Below are 18,822 nucleotides of genomic sequence, written 5' to 3'. Positions count from 1 at the left end.
ACATTAAGCGGCACGAGGGGCGCCTTCAGGCGCGCGGGGACGTACGATGTCGCTCGTCGGCACCGCACCGGAGGAGCATCCTTGAGCACGCAGCCCCGCCAGGAGACCGCCGCCGCGCCCCACTGGCGCACCTACGCGCCGCTGGACCTGCACCCGATCCTGGTGCACGCCATGGAGGCCTTCAACGAGCACGGCTACCACGGCACTTCGGTACGGGACATCGCCGGCCGGGTCGGAGTCACCGTTCCCGCGCTCTATTACCACTACGCCAACAAGCAGGCGCTGCTGGCCACCCTGCTGGAGACGTCCATCAAGGACGTGCTCGACCGTTGCCGGGCCGCCGCGGCGGAGGCCGGCGACGAGCCGCTCCCCCGCTTCCGCGCCATGGTCGAGTCCATCGTGCTGTACATGGCCAACCGCAAGGGACTGGCCTTCCTGGACACCGAGATACGCAGTCTCGAACCGGCGAACCGGGCCCGGTACGTGGCCCTGCGGGACTACCTCGAGCACATGCTCCTTGACACCGTGCGGGCGGGCATCGCCCAGGAAGTGTTCACCACACCCATCCCGGCCGACGCGGTCCGGGCCGTTCTGATCATGTGTCAGGGGGTGGCCAACTGGTACCGGGCCGACGGCCCTCTCGGCGCGGCGGAGATCGCCGAGCGGCACGTCCTTCTCTGCCTCGGCACGGTGGGCTGCGCGGAGGCCGCCGGACCGCGCCCGTTCTGACTTTCCGTCACGCCACCGTGATCACGGCCTTGCCGCGCGCGTGCCCCCGCTCCAGATACCGCACGCCCTCGGCCGCGGCGGCCAGCGGGTAGGTCCGGTCGATCACCGGGGTGAGGCTGCCCGCCTCGATGAGCGCGGTGACGGCGAGCAGGTCCTCCCGGGCCGGTCCGGCCGGGGTCGACGGGAGGATCGTCCGGAGCTGTTGGCGGACGAACCCGTTGACCGCGATCACCCGGAGCATGGAACCCACCGCACCGAACACCCGGCCGGGCGAGCCGCCGCCGTTGGCCACGAGTGTGCCTGTCGGGGTGAGGACCTGACGCAGCCGACTCAGCGGGCGGTTGCCGACGTTGTCCAGGATCACGTCGTAGCGCTCGCTTCCTTCCGTGAAGTCTTCCCGTGTGTGGTCGACGATGTGCGCGGCGCCGAGCGAGCGCACCAGATCGACGTTGGATGTGCCGCACACCCCGGTGACCTCGGCATCCAGGGCCACCGCGATCTGCACGGCGAACGTCCCGACGCCACCGGCGGCTCCGTTGACCAGCACCCGCTGCCCGGCCCGCACCTGGCCCACGGTCTGGACCCCGCGCAGGGCGGTCACCGCCGCCATCGGTACCGCCGCGGCCTGCTCGAAGGTCAGGCCCGCGGGCTTGGGGACCAGCAGATCCGCGGTGGTGCGCGCGTACTCGGCGAAGGAGCCGTGACAGAAGCCCAGCACCTCGTCGCCCGGCCGGAGGCCTTGTACACCGGCGCCGACCGACTCGACCTGTCCGGCGACGTCGATGCCGGCCACCCGGCATTTCGGCCGCGTCAGCCCCACGCCTCCCATCAGCCGCGCCACGTAGGGATCGCCGCGCAGCATGTGCCAGTCGTAGGGGTTCAGCGCGGCGGCGCGCACCCGTATCGACACCTGGCCGGCCGAGACCTCGGGCCGGTCGGTGTCCACCAGCTCCAGGACGTCCGGCGGGCCGAACCTCTCCTGCACGATCGCCTTCATCGAGTTGCCCCCTCTTTCGTGGCATCGATGGCCGAGGAGCTCCCCACAGATGCCTTCCGGCATGGTCGGTGTACGCCGTACACCTCTGTCGGGCACGGTAGGTGTACGGCGTACACCCGTCAAGGGGGAAAGCGGGAGGGAAGGACGGTCAGGTCGTGCCCAGGAGCCGTTCGAGGCCGTCCAGTGTCAGGTCCAGAGCGAACTCGAACTCGAACTGGTCGTCGCAGCCCGCGCCGACGACGGACTCCGGGTCATGGGCGACCGCCATGGCCAGTTCGGTGATGTGCGGGTAGCGCGCGGCCATCTCCTCGGGCGGCATCGCGTCCGGGTCCGGCTCGCGGCCGTCGGCGCTGTCCTCGAACAGCTCCTGGGAGAAGCCCAGCAGACGGCTGCCCATGACATGCATCGCGTGATGGACCAGGCGGATCGAGAAACCCCCGGCCCGGAAGATCCCGATCATCGAGTCCAGGTACGCCATCACCGCCGGGGTGGGAGTGGCCCGCGCCTTCGTCCGTGACTCGATGACCGCGGGCGCCCATGGGTGGCGCAACAGCATGCGGTGGGCCGACAGCACCCGCCGACGGACGGTGGTCTTCCAGTCGGTGTCGTCGGCCGGTGGGTCGATCTCGTCCATGAGGACGTCGATCATGCCGTCCAGCAACTCGTTCTTGTTCGCCACGTGCTTGTACAGCGCCATCGGCACGACGCCGAGCGCCTGGGCGATGTTGCGCATGCTGAGCGCGTCGACTCCGCCTTCGTCGGCCAGGGCGACGGCGGCACTCAGCACCCGTCCCCTGCTCAGCGGCGGGCGGGACTGCGCGGCGACGACCGCCTTCGTCGTTATCTCCACCATCTCCTCTGCCGTTCGACGACGCCGTCAGGGCGCCGGGCGGGACAACAGCGTATGCGTGAAGGGGGTGACGGGGCGTTCGAGGCGCTCGCCGTCCACGGTGATGTCGACCGCCTCGTTGTAGAAGGCGAGCAGCTCGCCGATGGCGGCCACGGCGGGCACCGGCGTGGGGTAGCTCCACACGATGTGGGGCGGGACGTCCGCCTCGCCGGTCCAGGACCAGTACGTGGCGGTGCCCTTGTAGGGGCAGCCGGTGCGGTGGTCGGTGGGGGTGAACAGGTCGAGGCGGACGTCCTCGCGGGGGATGTAGTAGCGGGTGGGCAGGCCGGTCTCGAAGAGGAGGACCGGGCGGCGGGTGTCGGCGACGACCGTGCCGTCGATCTCGATCCGGACGTGCCGGCTGCTGGGCAGGGCGTCGACACGCTTGTGCGGGTCGCGGGGGTGGATGAAGATCTCCTCCTCTTCCTCGTACCAATGGTCGAGTCCCCTGCCCGTGCGCCGGAACCACTCGAAGGCGAGGTGACCGGCCAGGTCCTCCGCGGGGAAGGTCCAGGCCGCGTTCTCCAGCAGCTCGCCGGCCACCTCGAGGTCGTAGAAGACCCGCGAGCCCGTGTGCGTGCCGACCGGCGGGTTCTTCGCCGGCCGCAGCAGGTCCTCGCGGACCTCCTCGCGCGGGAAGGCGTACAGGGGCACCGGCACGCCGGGCTCCCACACGAGGACCGGATGCCGGCTGTCGACGACGGTGAACTCGCCCTTGCGGCCCCGGACCCAGCGCGGGCTGGGCTCCCAGAGGAGACCTTCAGGGGTGGTGCGTACGGAGTCGGCGGTGCTGAGCCTGGTCATGTCCGTTTCCTCCCTCGATGGAACCCTCCATCGAACGCTCCGCTCGTCCTCCGCGTTCCCCGAACAGGGACCGCTCTCACCGTCCGTCCAGTGCCTCCGGGTCGTCGGCCCCGCTGTAGGTGAACGACCGGAACAGCACTTCGCCCTCGGAGCAGGTGAGTCCGACGGTCCGGCCCGTCATGCCCGCGGCGACCTCGGTCGAGAGGTACCGGCCGTCGATGCGGCCGAGTTCGCGGAATCCGTCCGTGCCGTGGAGACCGGCGACGACTTCGTCGGGCCCCATGTCGGTGCCGAAGGCCGTGGCGGCGCTGTGCGGTACGACGCGCAGTTCGAGGGTCGTACCGCCGGTGGCGGCGGCCCCGGTGACGGCGGCTTCGCCCAGCACCGCGTGCGCCGCGCCGATCCGGGCGACGGCACGCACACGGCCGTCCGTCACTTCGACGCGCACGGCGTGACGGGCGTCGATCCGCAGCTCCAGTCCGCCGGATCCGCCGGGTCCCCCGTCCTGCCCGTCGGTGACCACCGTGGCCCGCGCCCGCAGGTAGAGGTGCTCCTGGCGGCGGCCCACGAAGGCAGGTCCGCCCGTCGCGGTCAGTCGTCGGCCGTGGTCCGTCGTCTTCAGCACGTCGGCGGGGAACGCGCCGGGCGCCACCCAGGACGGCGGCAGGGGCTGCCCCGTTTCCGTCAGGTGCTCGGTGAAGGCCGGTGCGGCGTCCGGCTGGATCGGTGCGGCCGGGCCGGGCCAGCCCTCGCTCCAGCGCACCTCGCAGGCGAAGGTCTCCCGGCCGAGTACGTGCCACTCGGGGCTGCTGCCGCGCGGTCGCACACCCAGGTAGACCATCGCCCACGTACCGTCGGGGCGCCGCACGAGGTCCGCGTGACCGGTGCTCTGGACGGGGGCGTCGCTGCCGCGCGCGGTGAGGATCGGATTGCCGGGGCACGCCTCGAAGGGGCCGGACGGGGAAGGCCCCCGGGCGATGGTGACGGCGTGACCGCGTTCGGTGCCGCCCTCGGCGATGAGCAGGTACCAGAGCGCGCCGATGCGGTACAGGTGCGGGCCCTCGGGGAACTTGCCGCCCGTCCCCTGCCACAGCCGCCGTCGCTCGGTGAGCAGGGCGCCGGTCCGCGGATCCAGCACGGCCTGCACGATCCCCTCGCCGAAGCGGGTCCAGGTCAACAGGCAGGCGCCGTCGTCGTCCCAGGCGAGGTCGGGGTCGATGCCCAGCGCGTCGGGGATCCACACCGGGTCCGACCAGGGACCGGCCGCGTCTTCGGCGGTGACCAGGAACATTTTCGGCTCGCCCACCAGGAGGGTGCTGATCATCCAGAAGCGGCCGTCGTGATGGCGAAGGGTCGGCGCCAGGATGCCTCCCGAGGCCGACACCCCCTCCAGCGGCAACTGCGCCGGCCGGTCGAGCGCGTGGCCGAGGTGTTCCCAGGTGCGCAGATCGGTCGACCGGTGGATCGGCACGCCCGGCGCGTATTCGAAGCTGGAGTTGGCGAGGTAGTACACGTCTCCCACCCGGCAGACGCTGGGGTCGGGACGGAAGCCGGGGAGGACCGGACGGACGGGCAGCTGCACGGCGTGACTTTCTGGTGGTCGGTCGCGGGCGGGGTGCGGGGCGGGGCAGGGGTGGGCGCCCGGCCCGCTCAGACGGCCACCGCGTCCACCGCGTCCTCGTTCTCGGGATCACGCAGCGGCGGGATGAACAGGGAGAGCGCCAGGGCCAGGAGCGTGACGAGGGCGCCGAGCCAGAAGACCCAGGCATAGCCGGCGTCCTGGTAGAAGGCGGTGCCGTCGACCACGGTGCTGTGGGCGCTGAGGAGGGCGTACGCGCCGGCGGTGACGATGGCGCCGAACAGGCTGATCAGCATGTTGAGCATGCCGCTGCCCAGTCCCTGTTCGTCACGGGAGACGACGCCGACCACGAGCACCGGCGCTCCCGCCACCACGACACCGGCGCCGATGTTGGCGACGCAGGACGTCAGGGAGAGTTCCAGCTCGTTGCCGTGGAAGAAGCCGACGAGCGCGTAGCCGACGGCCATCACCGTCAGGCCGGCGATCCAGACCTTGCGCGGGTCCAGGTTGCGCAGGAAGCGGCTGACGAGGATGCCGGTCCCGAACATCACCAGGTTCCAGCTCACGCTGACCACGGCGTTGTGCTGCGCCGTCCATCCCAGTCCGGCCGAGACGCCGGGGATGTGCGGGAAGAGGGCCAGCAGAATGGCCAGTCCCGGCATCGTGAACGCGACGGTCTGGGCCAGGCCGCCGGCCGTGAGCGCCAGGGCCACGGGGCGCCGGCGCAGAACCTTCAGGTCGAGGATGGGGTGGGCGCTGGCCCGCTCGACGAACAGGAACGCGATCAGGGCGGCAGCGCCGGCACCGAGCCAGCCGAGCGTGCGGACGTCCGTCCAGCCCCAGCTCTGGCCCTGTCCGACGGCGTAGATCACGGCGGTGAGACCGCCGCCGAGGACCAGTCCGCCCGTCCAGTCGAAACCCGAGTCGAAGGCGTGCCGCGGTGTCTCCGGCACCACCAGGGCGACCAGCAGGAACGCGACGGCGGTGGCGGCGGCGAGGAACCACAGGGCGCCTCGGTAGCCCCAGTGGTCGACGAGCCATCCGGCGAGGAAGGGGGTGCCGAGGGCGACCAGTCCGACGCTGCTGCCGATCATGCCGCTGGCCGACTTGACCAGCCGACGCGGGAAGATGTCGCGCACCGCGGCGAAGGAGAGCGCGCCGAACGGGCCGTAGAAGCCGGCGATCGCGCGGCCGACCAGCACCAGCCAGAAGTCTCCGGCCAGAGCGGCCAGCGCCTCGCCGCCGGCACCGAGCGCCATCATGGCGAGCATGACGCGCTTCCTGCCGTACAGGTCGCCCAGCTTGATGGCGAACGGCGTCAGCAGGGTGGTCACCAGGGTGAGCGTGAGGCCGAACCACGCCACCTGGGTGGTGTGGAAGCTCTGCGCGACGCTCGCGGTGGCGTTGGCGCCGAGGATTCCGCCGGCGGCCAGCAGCTGGGTGGGCCAGGCGAGCGCGATCAGCACGGCGACCAGGCGGAGGTTCCAGCCTCCGCCGGCCTTGGCGGGCGGCGCGATGTCGAGTGAGGGGCTTGGCGACGTCGGTGTCATGCCAGCCCTCCTTTCACGGAGGTGCCGAAGGGAGTGAGAGGAGCTGTGGGGGTGCGCGGAGGATCGAACCCGCCGTGACACGTCGCTCACCGGGAGGTGACAGCGTGGCAATCCGTCGTCGCGTGACGTCGATGATGACCCGAACACCTAGTGCTTACTAGGTGTTCGCAGGGTGACCCATGTCACACGCACACAGGGCGCCCCCCGCCCGCCACGGACGCCACACAGCACCCCGGTACCGTTCTTCCATGGCGACACCCAGGGGACCGCGCGGCGGCTACACGGCAGGCCGGGCACGGCGCACCCAGATCCTCGAGGCGGCCCTGCTGCGCTTCGGGCAGGACGGCTACCGCAAGACCTCCCTCGCCCGCATCGCCCGGGACGCCGAGATCACCGACGCCGGACTGCTGCACCACTTCCGCGACAAGCAGCAGCTGCTCCTGGCCGTGGTCGAGCACTGGCACGACCGCATGGACACCCAGTGGCAGCGGGTGTCGGAGTCGGTGCGGGACGCGTTCCGCTGCCATGTGGAGGACACCGCGGAGACGCTCACCATGCCGGGCATGGTGGAGCTCGCCGTCGTGGTCTCCGCCGAGGCGACCGCGCCGGACCATCCGGCCCACGACTTCTTCGCCCACTGGCAGGAGAAGGGCGTGAAGGAGCTCGCGGAGCGACTGCGCGCCGGCAGCCACAACGGCGAACTCCTGCCCGACCTGGACCACGACGGCATCGCGCGCGAATGCGCCGCCGTCGACGCCGGACTGCGACAGCAGTGGCTCGCCTCCGGCCGCTCCTTCGACCTCGTCCCGGTGATGCACGCCCACCTGGACCGGCTGATGCGCTCCATCTCCGCCGACGGCCAGGGGCTGTAGGCCGACTCGGGCAGGGCAAGCCGGTCGGCCGGTACGGCGCTTTGCTTGACATGCTCATGTCCATTCAGTCCATGTGATTCACCTCATACAGGCCAACACCTAGCGTTCACTAGGTATTGGTGCGCATGATCGAGCCTGCTCATCTCCGTCCCACGGGACCCACGCACCCGACACCAACGCCCACGGCGCCGAGGACTCGACATGCCCCACCCCTGGACCGCCCGCGTCATCTCCCCCTCCCGACCGGCACAGCCGTCCGCCACCGCGGCCCGGCCGGCCGCTCTGCTGCGCGGCGAGTTCACCGTGCGGGCAGCGGTCGAAGCGGCCCGGCTCTCCGTCACCGCGCTCGGCGTGTACGAGCTGGAACTCAACGGCGCCGTGGTGGGCGACCACGTCCTCGCCCCCGGCTGGACGAGCTACCGCCACCGCCACCGCTACCAGGTCTTCGACGTGACGGACCTGCTGCGCGAGGGGGCCAACGCCTGGGGGGCGCACCTGGCGGACGGCTGGTACCGGGGGCTGCTCGGCTTCAACGGCGGCACGCGGAACATCTACGGCGAGGACACGGGTCTGCTCGCCGAGCTGCGGATCGAGTACGCCGACGGCACCGCCCACACCGTCACCACGGGCGGGGACTGGCGCTGGAGCGCCGGGCCCGTGACCGCGGCGGGTCTCTACGAGGGCGAGGAGTACGACGCGCGCCGTGAGCAGGCCGGGTGGAGCGAGCCCGGCTTCGACGCCTCGGCCTGGGCGCCGGTGCGACTCCTGCCGTTCGACACCTCCGTGCTCTTCGAGGCCGACAGCCCGCCGGTGCGCCGTATCGAGTCCGTCGCCCCCGTCGCCGTCACCACCTCCCCCACCGGCCGCACCCTCGTCGACTTCGGCCAGAACCTGGTCGGACGGCTGCGCATCCGCGTCCGGGGCGAGGCGGGCCGAACCGTCACCCTGCGGCACGCGGAGGTCCTGGAGGACGGCGAGCTGTGCACCCGTCCGCTGCGGCACGCCACCGCCACCGACCGTTACACCCTGCGCGGCGACGCGGACGGCGAGGTGTGGGAACCCCGCTTCACCTTCCACGGCTTCCGCTACGCCGAGATCGACGCCTGGCCCGGCGAGCCGGCCCCGGCCGACGTGAGCGCCGTCGTCCTGCACAGCGACCTGCGCCCCACCGGCTGGTTCTCCTGCTCCGACGCCTCGCTGAACCGGCTGCACGAGAACGTGGTGTGGGGGATGCGCGGCAACTTCCTCGACGTGCCCACCGACTGCCCGCAGCGCGACGAGCGGCTCGGCTGGACCGGTGACGTGCAGGTCTTCGCCCCCACCGCCGCCTTCCTCTACGACGTCCGCGCGTTCCTGCGCTCCTGGCTGTGCGATCTGGCCGCCGACCAGCGCGACGACGAGCGGGGCGTCCCCCCGGTGTTCAGCCCCGCGATCCCGGTGATCACCCCCGTCCCGATCCCGCCGGGCAATCCGCCGATGGCCGGATGGTGCGACGCCGCCGTGATCGTCCCCTGGGTGCTGTACGAGCGCTACGGCGACACCGAGGTGCTGCGCGCCCAGTACGCCTCCATGCGCGGCTGGGTCGACGCCGTCGACCGCATCGCCGGGGACGGCCGGATCTGGGGTGAGGGCTTCCAGTTCGGCGACTGGCTGGACCCGGCCGCACCGGCCGACGACCCCGGACGGTCGACGACCTCCTCCAGCCTCGTCGCCACCGCGTACTTCGCCCACGCGGCCCGGCTGCTGGCCCGTACCGCCCACGTGCTGGCGGAGCGGGACGACGCCGAGCACTACGGCGCCCTGGCCGACTCGGTCCGCGAGGCCTTTCGGCACCGTTTCCATGCCGGGGGCGGGCAGCTGGTGGAGGAGACCCAGACCGCGCACGCCCTCGCCCTGTGCTTCCGACTGCTGGAGGACGACGCCGAACGCGCCGAGGCCGGACGCCGGCTGGCGGACCTCGTGGCGTCGGGCGACCACCGCATCGGCACCGGGTTCCTCGGCACCCCGCTGGTGTGCGACGCGCTGACCGACACCGGACACGTGGACACCGCCTTCGGACTGCTGACGGAGCGCTCCGGCCCGTCCTGGCTGTACCAGGTGGACATGGGCGCCACGACCGTCTGGGAACGCTGGGACAGCATGCTTCCCGACGGCGGCGTCAATCCCGGCGAGATGACCTCCTTCAACCACTACGCCCTCGGAGCGGTCGCCGACTGGATGCACCGCACCGTCGCCGGTCTGGCGCCCGCCGAACCCGGCTACCGCCGACTCCTGGTCCGTCCCCGCCCGGGCGGCGGCCTCACCTGGGCCCGCGCCGCGCACGAGACTCCGTACGGCCGGGCCGAGACCGCCTGGCGTGTCGAGGGCGACCTGCTTCTGCTGGACCTCCTCGTGCCCCCGGACACCTCCGCCCTCGTCGACCTGCCGGGCGCCGAACCGGTGACCGCGGGGCCCGGACGGCACACCTTCCACACTCCGCTTCCGCAGCAACAGCCCCAGCCACAGCCACAGCCCCAGCCCCAGAAGTGACGCACGGCGGCCTCACGGGCACGGAGACCGCCGTACGCCCGGCCGCCCTCGCGCGGAGCCTCGCCGCCGTCACTTCGCCGGCCGCCGACCCCGGCCCCGCGCCGCCCCGTACTCCCCCACCCGCGAACCCCCACCCATGGAGCACGCAGTGACCCACCCGTACCAGGACCCCCGAAACAGCGTCACCGAGCGCGTGGCCGACCTGCTGGCGCGCATGACCGTCGAGGAGAAGGCCGGACTGCTCTTCCACCACGTCATCGGCATCGGCGACCGGCCCGCACCCGCCGGGCGCACCGCCGAGGAGATGATGGCCGAGAGCCTGATGTCCCACTTCAACCTGCTCGGAGCGGGCAGTCCGCGCCAGATGGCCGACCTGCACAACCATGTCCAGCAGCTGGCCGCCGACACCCGCCTCGGTATTCCGGTCACCCTCTCCACCGACCCCCGCCATGCCTTCACCGACAACCCGGGCACCGCGATGCTGGCCGGCCCGTTCTCCCAGTGGCCGGAGTCGCTGGGCCTCGCGGCCGTCGGCGACGCCGAACTCGTACGGCGGTACGCGGACACCGTGCGCCGCGAGTACCTGGCCGTCGGTCTGCGGGTCGCCCTGCACCCGCAGATCGACCTGGCGACCGAGCCCCGCTGGGCGCGCGGCTCGGGCACGTTCGGCGAGGACGCCGACCTGACGTCACGACTCGTCGCCGCCTACATCGAGGGACTGAGCGGACCGGGCGACGGCCTCGGCGCCGACAGCGTCGCCGCGATGGTCAAGCACTTCCCCGGCGGCGGACCGCAGAAGGACGGCGAGGACCCGCACTTCCCCTACGGCAAGGAGCAGGTCTACCCCGGCGGCTTCTTCGACCACCACCTCTTGCCCTTCAAGGCCGCCATCGCCGCGGGCGCCACCCAGGTCATGCCGTACTACGGCATGCCCGTCGGCACCGAGCACGAGGAGGTCGGCTTCGGCTTCAACCGCGGCATCATCACCGGACTGCTGCGCGAGAAGCTGGGCTTCGACGGCATCGTCTGCACCGACTGGGGCCTGGTCACCGACCAGTTGGTCATGGGCGAGCCCCACCTGGCGCGGGCCTGGGGTGTGGAGGACCTCTCCCCCGCCGAGCGGCTGCTGAAGATCCTGCACGCGGGCGCCGACCAGGTCGGCGGCGAGTCCTGCCCCGAACTGATCGTGGACCTGGTGCGCACGGGCCGGCTCGAGGAGTCGCGGCTCGACGCCTCCGTGGTCCGGCTGCTCGGCGAGAAGTTCCGCCTGGGCCTGTTCGACGACCGGCGCTACGTCGATCCCGACGCCGCCGAGGAGATCGTCGGCCACGCCGACTTCCACGCCGCCGGCGAGATCGCCCAGCGCCGCTCGGCCACCCTGCTCAAGAGCGGGCCGCTGCCCCTGTCCGGCAGGCCCCGTCTCTACGTCGAGGGCGTCGATCCGACGACGGCCGCCGAGTACGCCGACCTGGTCGCCGACCCCGCCGACGCCGACCTCGCGCTGCTGCGCCTGACCACGCCGTACGAACCCCGGCCCGGACTGTTCGAGTCCTTCTTCCACGCCGGCCGGCTCGACTTCCCCGAGGAGCGCCTCAAGGAGATCCTCCGCCTGCTCGACGCCGTACCCACCGTCGTGGCGATCCACCTGGAACGCCCGGCCGTCATCCCCGAGATCGCCGACCGCTCGGCGGCACTCCTCGCCGTGTACGGCACTGGCGACCGCGCCCTGCTCGACCTCCTGTTCGGCCGGGCCGTGCCGGAGGGCTCGCTGCCCTTCCAACTCCCCCGTTCCATGGCCGAGGTCGAGGCCGGACACCCCGACGTGCCCCAGGAGAGCGCCGACCCGCTCTACCCCTTCGGCCACGGCCTGCGCTATCCGGCCGGGGCCTGACGCCTTCGCCCTCTGCCGCCGACGGGATCCGACACAGCGCTGAACGGATCCACCGGGTTGCCGGGGCACAACGCCCCGGCATCGCGCGCGTGCCCGCACGTGCCCGGCCCTGCGTCCGGCTTGGACCTGGTGTTTCTGGGCACACGGGACGGACCCGACTGGTCGGCCCAAGGAGAGAGCATGGCGAAGGACTCACCGTTGAAGGCTGTCGGATGGGCGCGCTCGCTCCCGGTGAGCAGTGGGGTGAAGGTCGCCAGGGAGTGGACGCGTGCGCATGTGGCCACGCTCGGCTGGACGCGGACAGCACCGGATCTGGTGGATTCGATCCTGCTGGCGGTGTCCGAGCTGGTCACCAACGCCCACGTGCATGCCCGTAGCGCGGCGCAGCTGATCCTCACCTGGGACGAGGAGTGCCTGCACGTCACCGTGCATGACGACTCGCCTCGGCTGCCCGAGCCGCGCGATCCGGGCACCAGCGCCCCCGGCGGGCGCGGTCTGCTGCTGGTCGATGCCCTCGCCGACAAATGGGAGGCCTATCCCTGCCCCCGCGGCAAGAGCGTCACCGCCTGCTTTCAAGCGCCTCCGTCCGCCGCGCCCGGAGCGACCGGCTCGGGATGACAGGCCCGGTCACCGAGAGGAGGCCCACCCCATGACAGCCGACGAGGGCGAGCGGCTCGAACGCGCCATCCTCGACCTCCTGGGACGGCGGCGGCCGGACGCGTCGGTCTGCCCGTCCGAGGTCGCCCGGTCGGTGCACCAAGGTTCGGACGACGGGTGGCGGCGGCTGATGGAGCCCACGCGTGCCGCGGCCCGGCGGCTGTCCCGGGCGGGTCTGGTGGAGATCACTCAGGGCGGAGAGCCCGTCGACCCGACGACGGCCCGTGGTCCGATCAGGATCCGCCGGACACGCTGACGGCCCCCACCACGACGAACCGCCCACGCGGTTCACATGGCAGGGGTGACAACGCCAGGCCGACCGAGGGCCGCGCGGCGGGCGGTAGCCGGAGCTCCCGCTCAGGCCGGGCAGGGACGCCACCACCGCATCGCGAGCGACTTCGCTCCCCATGTGTCCCCACGCCCTACGGCGGCCCCTCCCCGCGCACACCTCGCCGGACGCTCGCCGAACTCATCTGAAACATTTGCCCCGGTCCACCGCGTCGGTGAGGTGTAGGCCAACGGAAAGGCACCGAGGGGTGGGAATGAGAAGGTCCCGGACATCGTCCCGGACAGATGAGTTCATGGAGTTCGCCACCGGACGCGCCGGGCATCTGCTCCGCTCCGCATGCCTGCTCACCAGTGGAGACACTCACCTCGCCGAGGACCTGGTGCAGGAGACGCTCAGCCGGATGTACACCCTGTGGGGTCGGATGTCCCGGATCGACAACCCCGCGGCGTACGCCCAGACGGTTCTCGTCCGTACCTTCCTGACACACCGTCGGCGGTACTCCGCGGCCGAGCGCCCGCTGGCGGACCTGCCGGACGCCCCGCCGACCCGGAGCACGGACGACCCGGCGCTGCGGCTCGCGCTGCTCCAGGCCCTGCGGGAACTGCCGCCCAAGGACCGGGCGGTGGTGGTGCTGCGCTACTGGGAGGACCGCAGCGTGGAGGACACCGCCGACGCGATGAACGTGAGTTCCGCGGCCGTACGCACCCGCTCGACCCGGGCGCTGGCGAAACTCCGCGAACGGCTCGGGGGCAGCCTCGCCGAACTGATCGCCCCGGCCTGACCACCCGGCCCGGCCTCCGCCGTTCGTTTCCCCACTGCTGCGAACAACCGGGCCCACGAGGGCCCGTCCCGTTCATCGCTCCGCACTCCCGTCCGCACCCACACAGGAACTGGTGGTTCCGTATGCCCTTCGAAGACGAACTCGGGAAGGTACTCCGCGACACGGCGGGCACCTTCACCGCCGACCGGCGGTCCCTGGCGGAAGGCAGCCTGCTGCGCGGCCGCCGCAGGCTGGCCCGCCGCCGCGCCTCCGTCATGGCCGGGAGTGCGCTGGCCGTCGTTCTCGTGGCGACGGCCGGTGTCCAACTGGGCGGCGGGCAGGACGACGACGGCAAGGTCGGCGGCCTGGCCTCGACGCCGCCACCGGGAGGTGGCTACGGACACTTCGCGGTCACCGCCAAGGACATGGAGAACATCCTCCAGAACGGTATGGAGGTCTCCGGGATCGCCGTCGCGCACCCCAAGCTCCAGGCAACGGGAAGTTCCGAGGCGAGCCGACCCGCGACGGCCTCGATCGACTTCGAGGATGGCTTCAGCGCGGCGAGGGTCACGCTCTCGGTGCGCCGGGTCGACCCGGCCGACGAGGATCTCAAGGAGCTGATCACCTGCCCGCCCGAAGGGGATTCTCCGTACGAGGAGTGCACGACACAGCCCGACAACCGGGCCGTGAAGGGGTACACCGAGGCGGGCAAGGCGGGCGGGATCAAGAAATGGGCGGTCACGATGCTCTCGCCCAGCGGGTACCTCATCGAGGTCGCCACCAACAACGTGGCGTCGACGATCAACGCCGACACGGAACCCGTGACCCGCAACCCCCGTATGAGCCCGGGCAAGCTGCGCTACCTGGCGATGTTCGTCGACGGCTCCTTCACCCCCGCCGGGGAACCCAACTCCTTGGGGACGATCGATCCCGGCTCCCAGGCCGAGCCGGGCGACTTCCTGCCCCTGCTCAAGGACCTGCTGCCCGCGCGCCTGCACATCTACTCGGAGGGGGGCACCGCAGTGGAGGGCCATGTCGTCGTGTCCGACTCCGAGAGCAGCAACCGGACCTACATCGAGGTCGGCCGGATCGCCGGCGACAAGGAGGCGTGGAACGAGACCCTGTCCGACGGCACCAAGGTGGGCACCCGGCAACTGCCCGGCCAGCAGCCGGGAGTCGTCCGGCTCCGGGTCGACGCGCTCCGGGTGAACGGGCTGTGGATCTCCATCTCCGCCTACAACGCTCCGAGCCCGACGTCCAAGAAGAGCGGCGCCGCCCCCTTGATCACGACCGAGGAACTCAAGACCATCGCCACCAGCCGGTCCTGGCTGCTCGCCCGGTAGTGCCGGCGACGCGGCGAGACGTTCGGCCCGCCCGGGAGGGGTGAACGGCGCGGCAGCCGTTCACTGGCCGGGATCACCCGTGCCGGGCGCCGGAACGACCCGCGGTGTCCCCTGCGTCCAGGCAAGCGTGATCCGCATCTCGCTGAACCGCCAGCCCGCCGAGGTCAGCACGGCGGTGCAGGCCGATCGCAGGCCGCTTGTCCGGTGGGGCGGTTCGCCGTCCCGGTAGAAGTACACGAGCTGGTTCGCCGTGGCCTTCGCGCGGTCGCCGTCGACATGTACCAGCACGTCACCGTGCACGTGCTGGGTGTGCTCTCCCTCGACCTGGCTCCGCTTCAGCAGGGCGGTCACTTCGTCGAGGCCGCGCAGTTCGCCGTTCGGCCCACGCACCACGATGTCGTCGTGGTAGACGGTCGCGACGTCGTCGTGTCGACATTCGTCCAGCAGATTGGCCAGGCGGGCGAAGAGTTCGGCGATCTCGACACGATCGGCGATCCGGTCGGCAGCGGACACCACGTCTCCTTCTGACGGCGACTCCAATATGGGTGGCACCAACACTACCGACACAGTGTTGGTGCCACCAACACTTATAGAGTGGTCGTCATGGACGAGATCCCCGAGCGCTTGACGGTGAAGCCGAGCTGGCTGATCACCCAGCTCGCCGTGCACGCCCGCCGACTGGTGTTCGACGGCTTCACCGCCGCCGGGGCACGCGGGTACCACTACCGCATCCTGGCGGCACTGCACGAGTTCGGACCCGCGAGCCAGGCCGAGCTCGGCCGCCGGTGCCGCGTCGACCGCAGCGATGTCGTGACGGCCGTCAATCAACTGGTCGAACAGGGCTTCGTCGACCGGACGCCGGACCCGGATCACGGTCGGCGCAACAGGGTGACCCTCACCCCGGACGGTGTCCAGCAGCTGCGGCGCATGGATCAGCTGCTCGATCAGGTGCAGGACGACCTGCTGGAACCGCTGCCGGCCGAGGACCGCCAGACCCTGACCCGCCTGCTCGGCCGAGTCCTCGCCCACCACGAATCACCGTGACGGTCCGCCTGCCGGATCGGCACGACTCAGGTCGTCTTCGTCGCGGCCGTCTTCGTCGCGGCCGTCTTCGCGGTTCTGCTCCTGCCTGCGCCCGCGCTGCTCCGTCCGGGTTTGGCCGGCGCTTTGGCGGGCGCCCTCTTCCGGCTGGTGGCCTCCTTGGTGGCCGTGGCCTCCTTGGTGGCCGTGGCCGCCCGCGGCGGCGCTGCCCGGGTCGGTGCGGTCGGCCACTTGAACTCGAACTCCAGCTCGATCTCCCCGTCGCCGACCTCGACCTCGATCTCGGTGCGCAGGTCGTCGGGGATCCGCAGGCTCAGCGTCCCGGGACCGAACTCCAGTTCCACATCCCCGCCCTCCCTCAGCGCAGCCGCGAGGGCCGTGAGCTGGTCGGCCGCCTCCAGACGTGACAGCGAACGCTTCTGCTCAAACTTGAGGTCCTTCATGAACGCCTCCGATCCGGCATGAACAACACATAACGCCAATTCTGGGGTCATGCACGGCATCGGACATCCGGTGCGACGGCAACCGCGCGCAGGTCAGTCCACCGGGTGCCCCGGTTCGATGGTGAGGGCGTCCGCGAGCCTCAGCAGCGGACGGCCGTCGGGCTCGCCCTGCGCACCCGACCGCACCGGGTCCAGGACGAAACCGACATGGTCCCCCGCATCGATCCGCTGCCCGATCCTGCCGACGAACCACGCGGCCGCGTCCTGGAGGACGACGGCACCGCCGTGCCCCTCCGTCCAGCGCGCCCGCGCGAACTTGTCCACCCGGTCGCCGGTCTCACCCCCGAACAGGTCGGCCAGTGCGAACTGTTCGGGCGTCAGCAGATGCACGGCGAGGAACTCGGCGGCGCAGGCCACGTCATAGGTCCGGTTCACTTTCGACAGCCACACCACGAACCGCACCGGCCGCATGGAGCACTGGGAGGCGAAACCCACGAGGCAGCCCGCCCGCTCGCCACCCGCCCCGGCCGTCACGACGCACATGTCGGGATTCAGCAGGTCGGTGAACGCGTCGAAATCCGTCATACCGCTACCCCTCCACCGGCCGTCCGAGATCCCGGCCGGCCGTACTCCGGCCTCGCACCGGGCGAGACTCTGGTTCCCGTCGCCCATCGGTCTACACGACCGACATCGCACGCTGCGGCTACCACCGTTCGTGTCCCCGCGACCGTTCCATCCCCCGTCAGGAGCATCGTGGCTGCGCGAAAGGCCACGGAAGTCTTCCCCGTCGGCTGCCCCGCAGCCCTTGAGACGGATTGCCCGGCCGGTCCACGCTGATCGGTACGACGCCGACGAGACACCCCCGGAACGCGGGGACGTGTCACGTGACCGGCACCTGAAGAGGAAACACACGGACAGACGGACATGGTGCGCAGAGCAGAACAGGACCCGGCGTCCGCCTATGCCGGACAGCAGCCTGCCCGGCGTTCGACGGTGCCCGCGGCGCCCGGCGTGGCGGCTCGTGTCTGGGCCGACCTTTCCGGCCGTGGGCTCGCCACCCGAGCCGGCGCGGACACCATCGCCGCGCTGCAACAGAGCGCGGGCAACGCGGCACTGAGCCGGACGGTCGGCGCCGTGAACAGCGCGCGGAGCAGCGGCCCGACCGGCTCCGCCCGCCATGTCGTCCAGCGGATCGGCACCGTCCCCGGCGGCAGCTACCCGGCACACCGCGAGGAGGGCGACAGGGGCCCGCACTTCATGGAGCAGGAGCAGGACGCCCGGGTGGTGGCCGGCAGCGGTGCCACCCTGGGCCCTCCTGGCGTCCCCGAGCGCATCCGCTTCCCCGCCCGTGAGGTCAAACCCGCCGAAGCGGGGCTGCGCGTCGCGAACGACGGCACGCTCGCCGTGCTCGACAAGGACGAGCCGAAGGAGTTCTACGCCGTCCAGCAGGTCGTCGACAACGCCAACGCCTCCCTGGACGCTGCGGGCAGCATCGTGCGGCTCGCGCTCCAGGGCAGGAGCATCACCGTCGGCGGTCGGCGGCTCACCCGGGTACAGCCGGTGCTCGCGCAGCAGGCGCAGCAGTCCGCGAGCGAGGAGTTCGTCTCGCTGGTGCGCAGCACCTGCATCACGGTGGCCTGCAAACTGATGGGCTCCAGCCGGGACAAGACGAGCCGGGTGGTGCTCGGTGGCGGCGCCGGAGGCTTCGACATCACCCCCGGCTCCGACAGCGATCCACGGATCAGCAGCCTCGCCGGGCAGATCGCCTCCTCACCCGACGGCGGCCTGGACGTGCCCGGGGCGGTCGACGCGGCCGGGGCCAGGGACCGGGCGGCGCCGGACAACGGACGGGTGTACGGCGAGGCCGTCAGGAACGGCGGACGCGACGGGACCGCCGCCCGGCTGGGTGTCAATCAGCACGCGGCACCCGGCGTCGGTGAGGGGTTCGCGATCTTCAGCATGGCCGCCGAGGACCAGCGCGACCACTCCGTGCAGCCGCCCGCGGCCCGCGGCGACAACGTCTGGGGGTATCACTTCGCGGCTGTCGTCGCCTCCTCCCTGGACGGCAGCTGCCGGGTCACGCTGGAGAACTACGCCCGCAACGACTTCGACCGGGTCGCGCGTGAGGAGCTGTACGACACGCTCTACCAGCGGGCGAAGAAGTCCGGCGGCTGGTTCAGCTCCGTCAGCGCGCTGCAGGAGAGCGACGACCAGCAGGCGTTCAAGAAGAAGTTCGACGACGTGATGCGCAGGCTGTGCACGGATCCGGCCATCAGGGACATCCAGGGACTCCCGCGGCGCAGGCTCCAGGAGGACTTCGAGGATCACACCGGTCGTGCCTGGTTCTTCCGCGTCTACGGCGGCGGCCCGGGCGAGAGCTTCCACGAACAGCAGTCCGCCTCCGGCTACTTCAACAACCCGCTCACCGTACGGGTCGCCCGACCCTGAC

At 71.5% G+C, this 18,822-nt stretch carries 18 protein-coding genes; 10 read left to right on the top strand and 8 right to left on the bottom strand.

The window, feature by feature from the left end; all coding sequences use genetic code 11:
* Positions 1 to 81 precede the first annotated feature (81 nt).
* Positions 82 to 729: a TetR/AcrR family transcriptional regulator gene (locus tag OG933_RS41985; protein WP_405632519.1), complete on the top strand. Its 648-nt coding sequence runs from the start codon at positions 82 to 84 to the stop codon at positions 727 to 729.
* A gap of 7 nt (positions 730 to 736) precedes the next feature.
* Here the strand turns inward: OG933_RS41985 and OG933_RS41980 are convergent, their stop codons facing one another.
* The 5 genes from OG933_RS41980 to OG933_RS41960 all read right to left on the bottom strand — a co-directional run bounded on the left by OG933_RS41980 (position 737) and on the right by OG933_RS41960 (position 6,548).
* Positions 737 to 1,726: an NAD(P)-dependent alcohol dehydrogenase gene (locus tag OG933_RS41980; RefSeq protein WP_405632516.1), complete on the bottom strand. Its 990-nt coding sequence runs from the start codon at positions 1,724 to 1,726 to the stop codon at positions 737 to 739.
* 148 nt (positions 1,727 to 1,874) lie between these two features.
* Positions 1,875 to 2,579 (bottom strand): TetR/AcrR family transcriptional regulator, encoded by a 705-nt coding sequence (locus OG933_RS41975; protein ID WP_405632513.1) that lies wholly within the window; start codon positions 2,577 to 2,579, stop codon positions 1,875 to 1,877.
* 24 nt (positions 2,580 to 2,603) lie between these two features.
* Positions 2,604 to 3,419: a DUF427 domain-containing protein gene (locus OG933_RS41970; RefSeq protein WP_405632511.1), complete on the bottom strand. Its 816-nt coding sequence runs from the start codon at positions 3,417 to 3,419 to the stop codon at positions 2,604 to 2,606.
* A gap of 76 nt (positions 3,420 to 3,495) precedes the next feature.
* Positions 3,496 to 5,001: a family 43 glycosylhydrolase gene (locus OG933_RS41965; protein WP_405632509.1), complete on the bottom strand. Its 1,506-nt coding sequence runs from the start codon at positions 4,999 to 5,001 to the stop codon at positions 3,496 to 3,498.
* A gap of 68 nt (positions 5,002 to 5,069) precedes the next feature.
* Positions 5,070 to 6,548 carry an MFS transporter gene (locus OG933_RS41960; protein ID WP_405632507.1) on the bottom strand — a complete coding sequence of 493 codons (1,479 nt, stop codon included), beginning with the start codon at positions 6,546 to 6,548 and terminating at the stop codon, positions 5,070 to 5,072.
* A gap of 248 nt (positions 6,549 to 6,796) precedes the next feature.
* Between OG933_RS41960 and OG933_RS41955 the strand changes: the two genes are divergently transcribed.
* The 7 genes from OG933_RS41955 (at position 6,797) to OG933_RS41925 (ending at position 14,889) form a co-directional block, all read left to right on the top strand.
* Positions 6,797 to 7,420, top strand: a complete 624-nt coding sequence (locus OG933_RS41955; protein ID WP_362532100.1) for a TetR/AcrR family transcriptional regulator — start codon at positions 6,797 to 6,799, stop codon at positions 7,418 to 7,420.
* Positions 7,421 to 7,621: 201 nt separating this feature from the next.
* Positions 7,622 to 9,949 (top strand): family 78 glycoside hydrolase catalytic domain, encoded by a 2,328-nt coding sequence (locus tag OG933_RS41950; RefSeq protein WP_405632504.1) that lies wholly within the window; start codon positions 7,622 to 7,624, stop codon positions 9,947 to 9,949.
* A 136-nt stretch (positions 9,950 to 10,085) separates the two neighbouring features.
* Positions 10,086 to 11,840: a glycoside hydrolase family 3 N-terminal domain-containing protein gene (locus OG933_RS41945; RefSeq protein WP_362532106.1), complete on the top strand. Its 1,755-nt coding sequence runs from the start codon at positions 10,086 to 10,088 to the stop codon at positions 11,838 to 11,840.
* A gap of 180 nt (positions 11,841 to 12,020) precedes the next feature.
* Positions 12,021 to 12,458, top strand: coding sequence for an ATP-binding protein (locus OG933_RS41940; RefSeq protein WP_362532109.1), 438 nt, complete (start codon positions 12,021 to 12,023; stop codon positions 12,456 to 12,458).
* Positions 12,459 to 12,489: 31 nt separating this feature from the next.
* On the top strand, positions 12,490 to 12,753 hold the full coding sequence (locus OG933_RS41935; RefSeq protein ID WP_405632503.1) for a DUF3253 domain-containing protein: 264 nt from the start codon (positions 12,490 to 12,492) through the stop codon (positions 12,751 to 12,753).
* A 286-nt stretch (positions 12,754 to 13,039) separates the two neighbouring features.
* The gene (locus OG933_RS41930) at positions 13,040 to 13,567 is read left to right on the top strand and encodes a SigE family RNA polymerase sigma factor (RefSeq protein ID WP_362532115.1); all 528 of its coding nucleotides are present in this window, start codon (positions 13,040 to 13,042) and stop codon (positions 13,565 to 13,567) included.
* A 122-nt stretch (positions 13,568 to 13,689) separates the two neighbouring features.
* Positions 13,690 to 14,889: a hypothetical protein gene (locus tag OG933_RS41925; RefSeq protein WP_405632502.1), complete on the top strand. Its 1,200-nt coding sequence runs from the start codon at positions 13,690 to 13,692 to the stop codon at positions 14,887 to 14,889.
* Between the two features lie 60 nt (positions 14,890 to 14,949).
* On the opposite strand, the gene OG933_RS41920 is transcribed toward OG933_RS41925, so the two are convergent.
* Complete coding sequence (locus OG933_RS41920) at positions 14,950 to 15,402, bottom strand: nuclear transport factor 2 family protein (RefSeq protein WP_362532121.1); 453 nt, start codon at positions 15,400 to 15,402, stop codon at positions 14,950 to 14,952.
* Between the two features lie 90 nt (positions 15,403 to 15,492).
* Here OG933_RS41920 and OG933_RS41915 point away from each other — a divergent pair, with 90 nt between their 5' ends.
* Positions 15,493 to 15,933: a MarR family transcriptional regulator gene (locus OG933_RS41915; protein ID WP_362532123.1), complete on the top strand. Its 441-nt coding sequence runs from the start codon at positions 15,493 to 15,495 to the stop codon at positions 15,931 to 15,933.
* A gap of 26 nt (positions 15,934 to 15,959) precedes the next feature.
* Here OG933_RS41915 and OG933_RS41910 read toward each other — a convergent pair whose 3' ends face one another.
* On the bottom strand, positions 15,960 to 16,373 hold the full coding sequence (locus OG933_RS41910) for an amphi-Trp domain-containing protein (RefSeq protein ID WP_405632497.1): 414 nt from the start codon (positions 16,371 to 16,373) through the stop codon (positions 15,960 to 15,962).
* Between the two features lie 93 nt (positions 16,374 to 16,466).
* The gene (locus OG933_RS41905; protein ID WP_362532129.1) at positions 16,467 to 16,958 is read right to left on the bottom strand and encodes a flavin reductase family protein; all 492 of its coding nucleotides are present in this window, start codon (positions 16,956 to 16,958) and stop codon (positions 16,467 to 16,469) included.
* A gap of 339 nt (positions 16,959 to 17,297) precedes the next feature.
* Between OG933_RS41905 and OG933_RS41900 the strand changes: the two genes are divergently transcribed.
* A complete protein-coding gene (locus tag OG933_RS41900; protein ID WP_405632494.1) occupies positions 17,298 to 18,821 on the top strand; it encodes a hypothetical protein in 1,524 nt (507 codons plus the stop codon).
* Position 18,822: the final 1 nt, after the last annotated feature.

Origin of the sequence: Streptomyces sp. NBC_00016, assembly GCF_045040885.1 — a bacterium.
Lineage (GTDB): Bacteria > Actinomycetota > Actinomycetes > Streptomycetales > Streptomycetaceae > Streptomyces > Streptomyces coriariae.
This window is presented reverse-complemented; position numbering and strand designations above follow the sequence as displayed.

Coding starts and splice junctions, on each gene's coding strand:
- OG933_RS41980 (WP_405632516.1), bottom strand. CDS start 1,726: ATGAAGGCGATCGTGCAGGAGAGGTTCGGCCCGCCGGACGTCCTGGAG.
- OG933_RS41975 (WP_405632513.1), bottom strand. CDS start 2,579: ATGGTGGAGATAACGACGAAGGCGGTCGTCGCCGCGCAGTCCCGCCCG.
- OG933_RS41970 (WP_405632511.1), bottom strand. CDS start 3,419: ATGACCAGGCTCAGCACCGCCGACTCCGTACGCACCACCCCTGAAGGT.
- OG933_RS41960 (WP_405632507.1), bottom strand. CDS start 6,548: ATGACACCGACGTCGCCAAGCCCCTCACTCGACATCGCGCCGCCCGCC.
- OG933_RS41955 (WP_362532100.1), top strand. CDS start 6,797: ATGGCGACACCCAGGGGACCGCGCGGCGGCTACACGGCAGGCCGGGCA.
- OG933_RS41950 (WP_405632504.1), top strand. CDS start 7,622: ATGCCCCACCCCTGGACCGCCCGCGTCATCTCCCCCTCCCGACCGGCA.
- OG933_RS41945 (WP_362532106.1), top strand. CDS start 10,086: ATGGAGCACGCAGTGACCCACCCGTACCAGGACCCCCGAAACAGCGTC.
- OG933_RS41940 (WP_362532109.1), top strand. CDS start 12,021: ATGGCGAAGGACTCACCGTTGAAGGCTGTCGGATGGGCGCGCTCGCTC.
- OG933_RS41935 (WP_405632503.1), top strand. CDS start 12,490: ATGACAGCCGACGAGGGCGAGCGGCTCGAACGCGCCATCCTCGACCTC.
- OG933_RS41930 (WP_362532115.1), top strand. CDS start 13,040: ATGAGAAGGTCCCGGACATCGTCCCGGACAGATGAGTTCATGGAGTTC.
- OG933_RS41925 (WP_405632502.1), top strand. CDS start 13,690: ATGCCCTTCGAAGACGAACTCGGGAAGGTACTCCGCGACACGGCGGGC.
- OG933_RS41915 (WP_362532123.1), top strand. CDS start 15,493: ATGGACGAGATCCCCGAGCGCTTGACGGTGAAGCCGAGCTGGCTGATC.
- OG933_RS41910 (WP_405632497.1), bottom strand. CDS start 16,373: ATGAAGGACCTCAAGTTTGAGCAGAAGCGTTCGCTGTCACGTCTGGAG.
- OG933_RS41905 (WP_362532129.1), bottom strand. CDS start 16,958: ATGACGGATTTCGACGCGTTCACCGACCTGCTGAATCCCGACATGTGC.
- OG933_RS41900 (WP_405632494.1), top strand. CDS start 17,298: ATGGTGCGCAGAGCAGAACAGGACCCGGCGTCCGCCTATGCCGGACAG.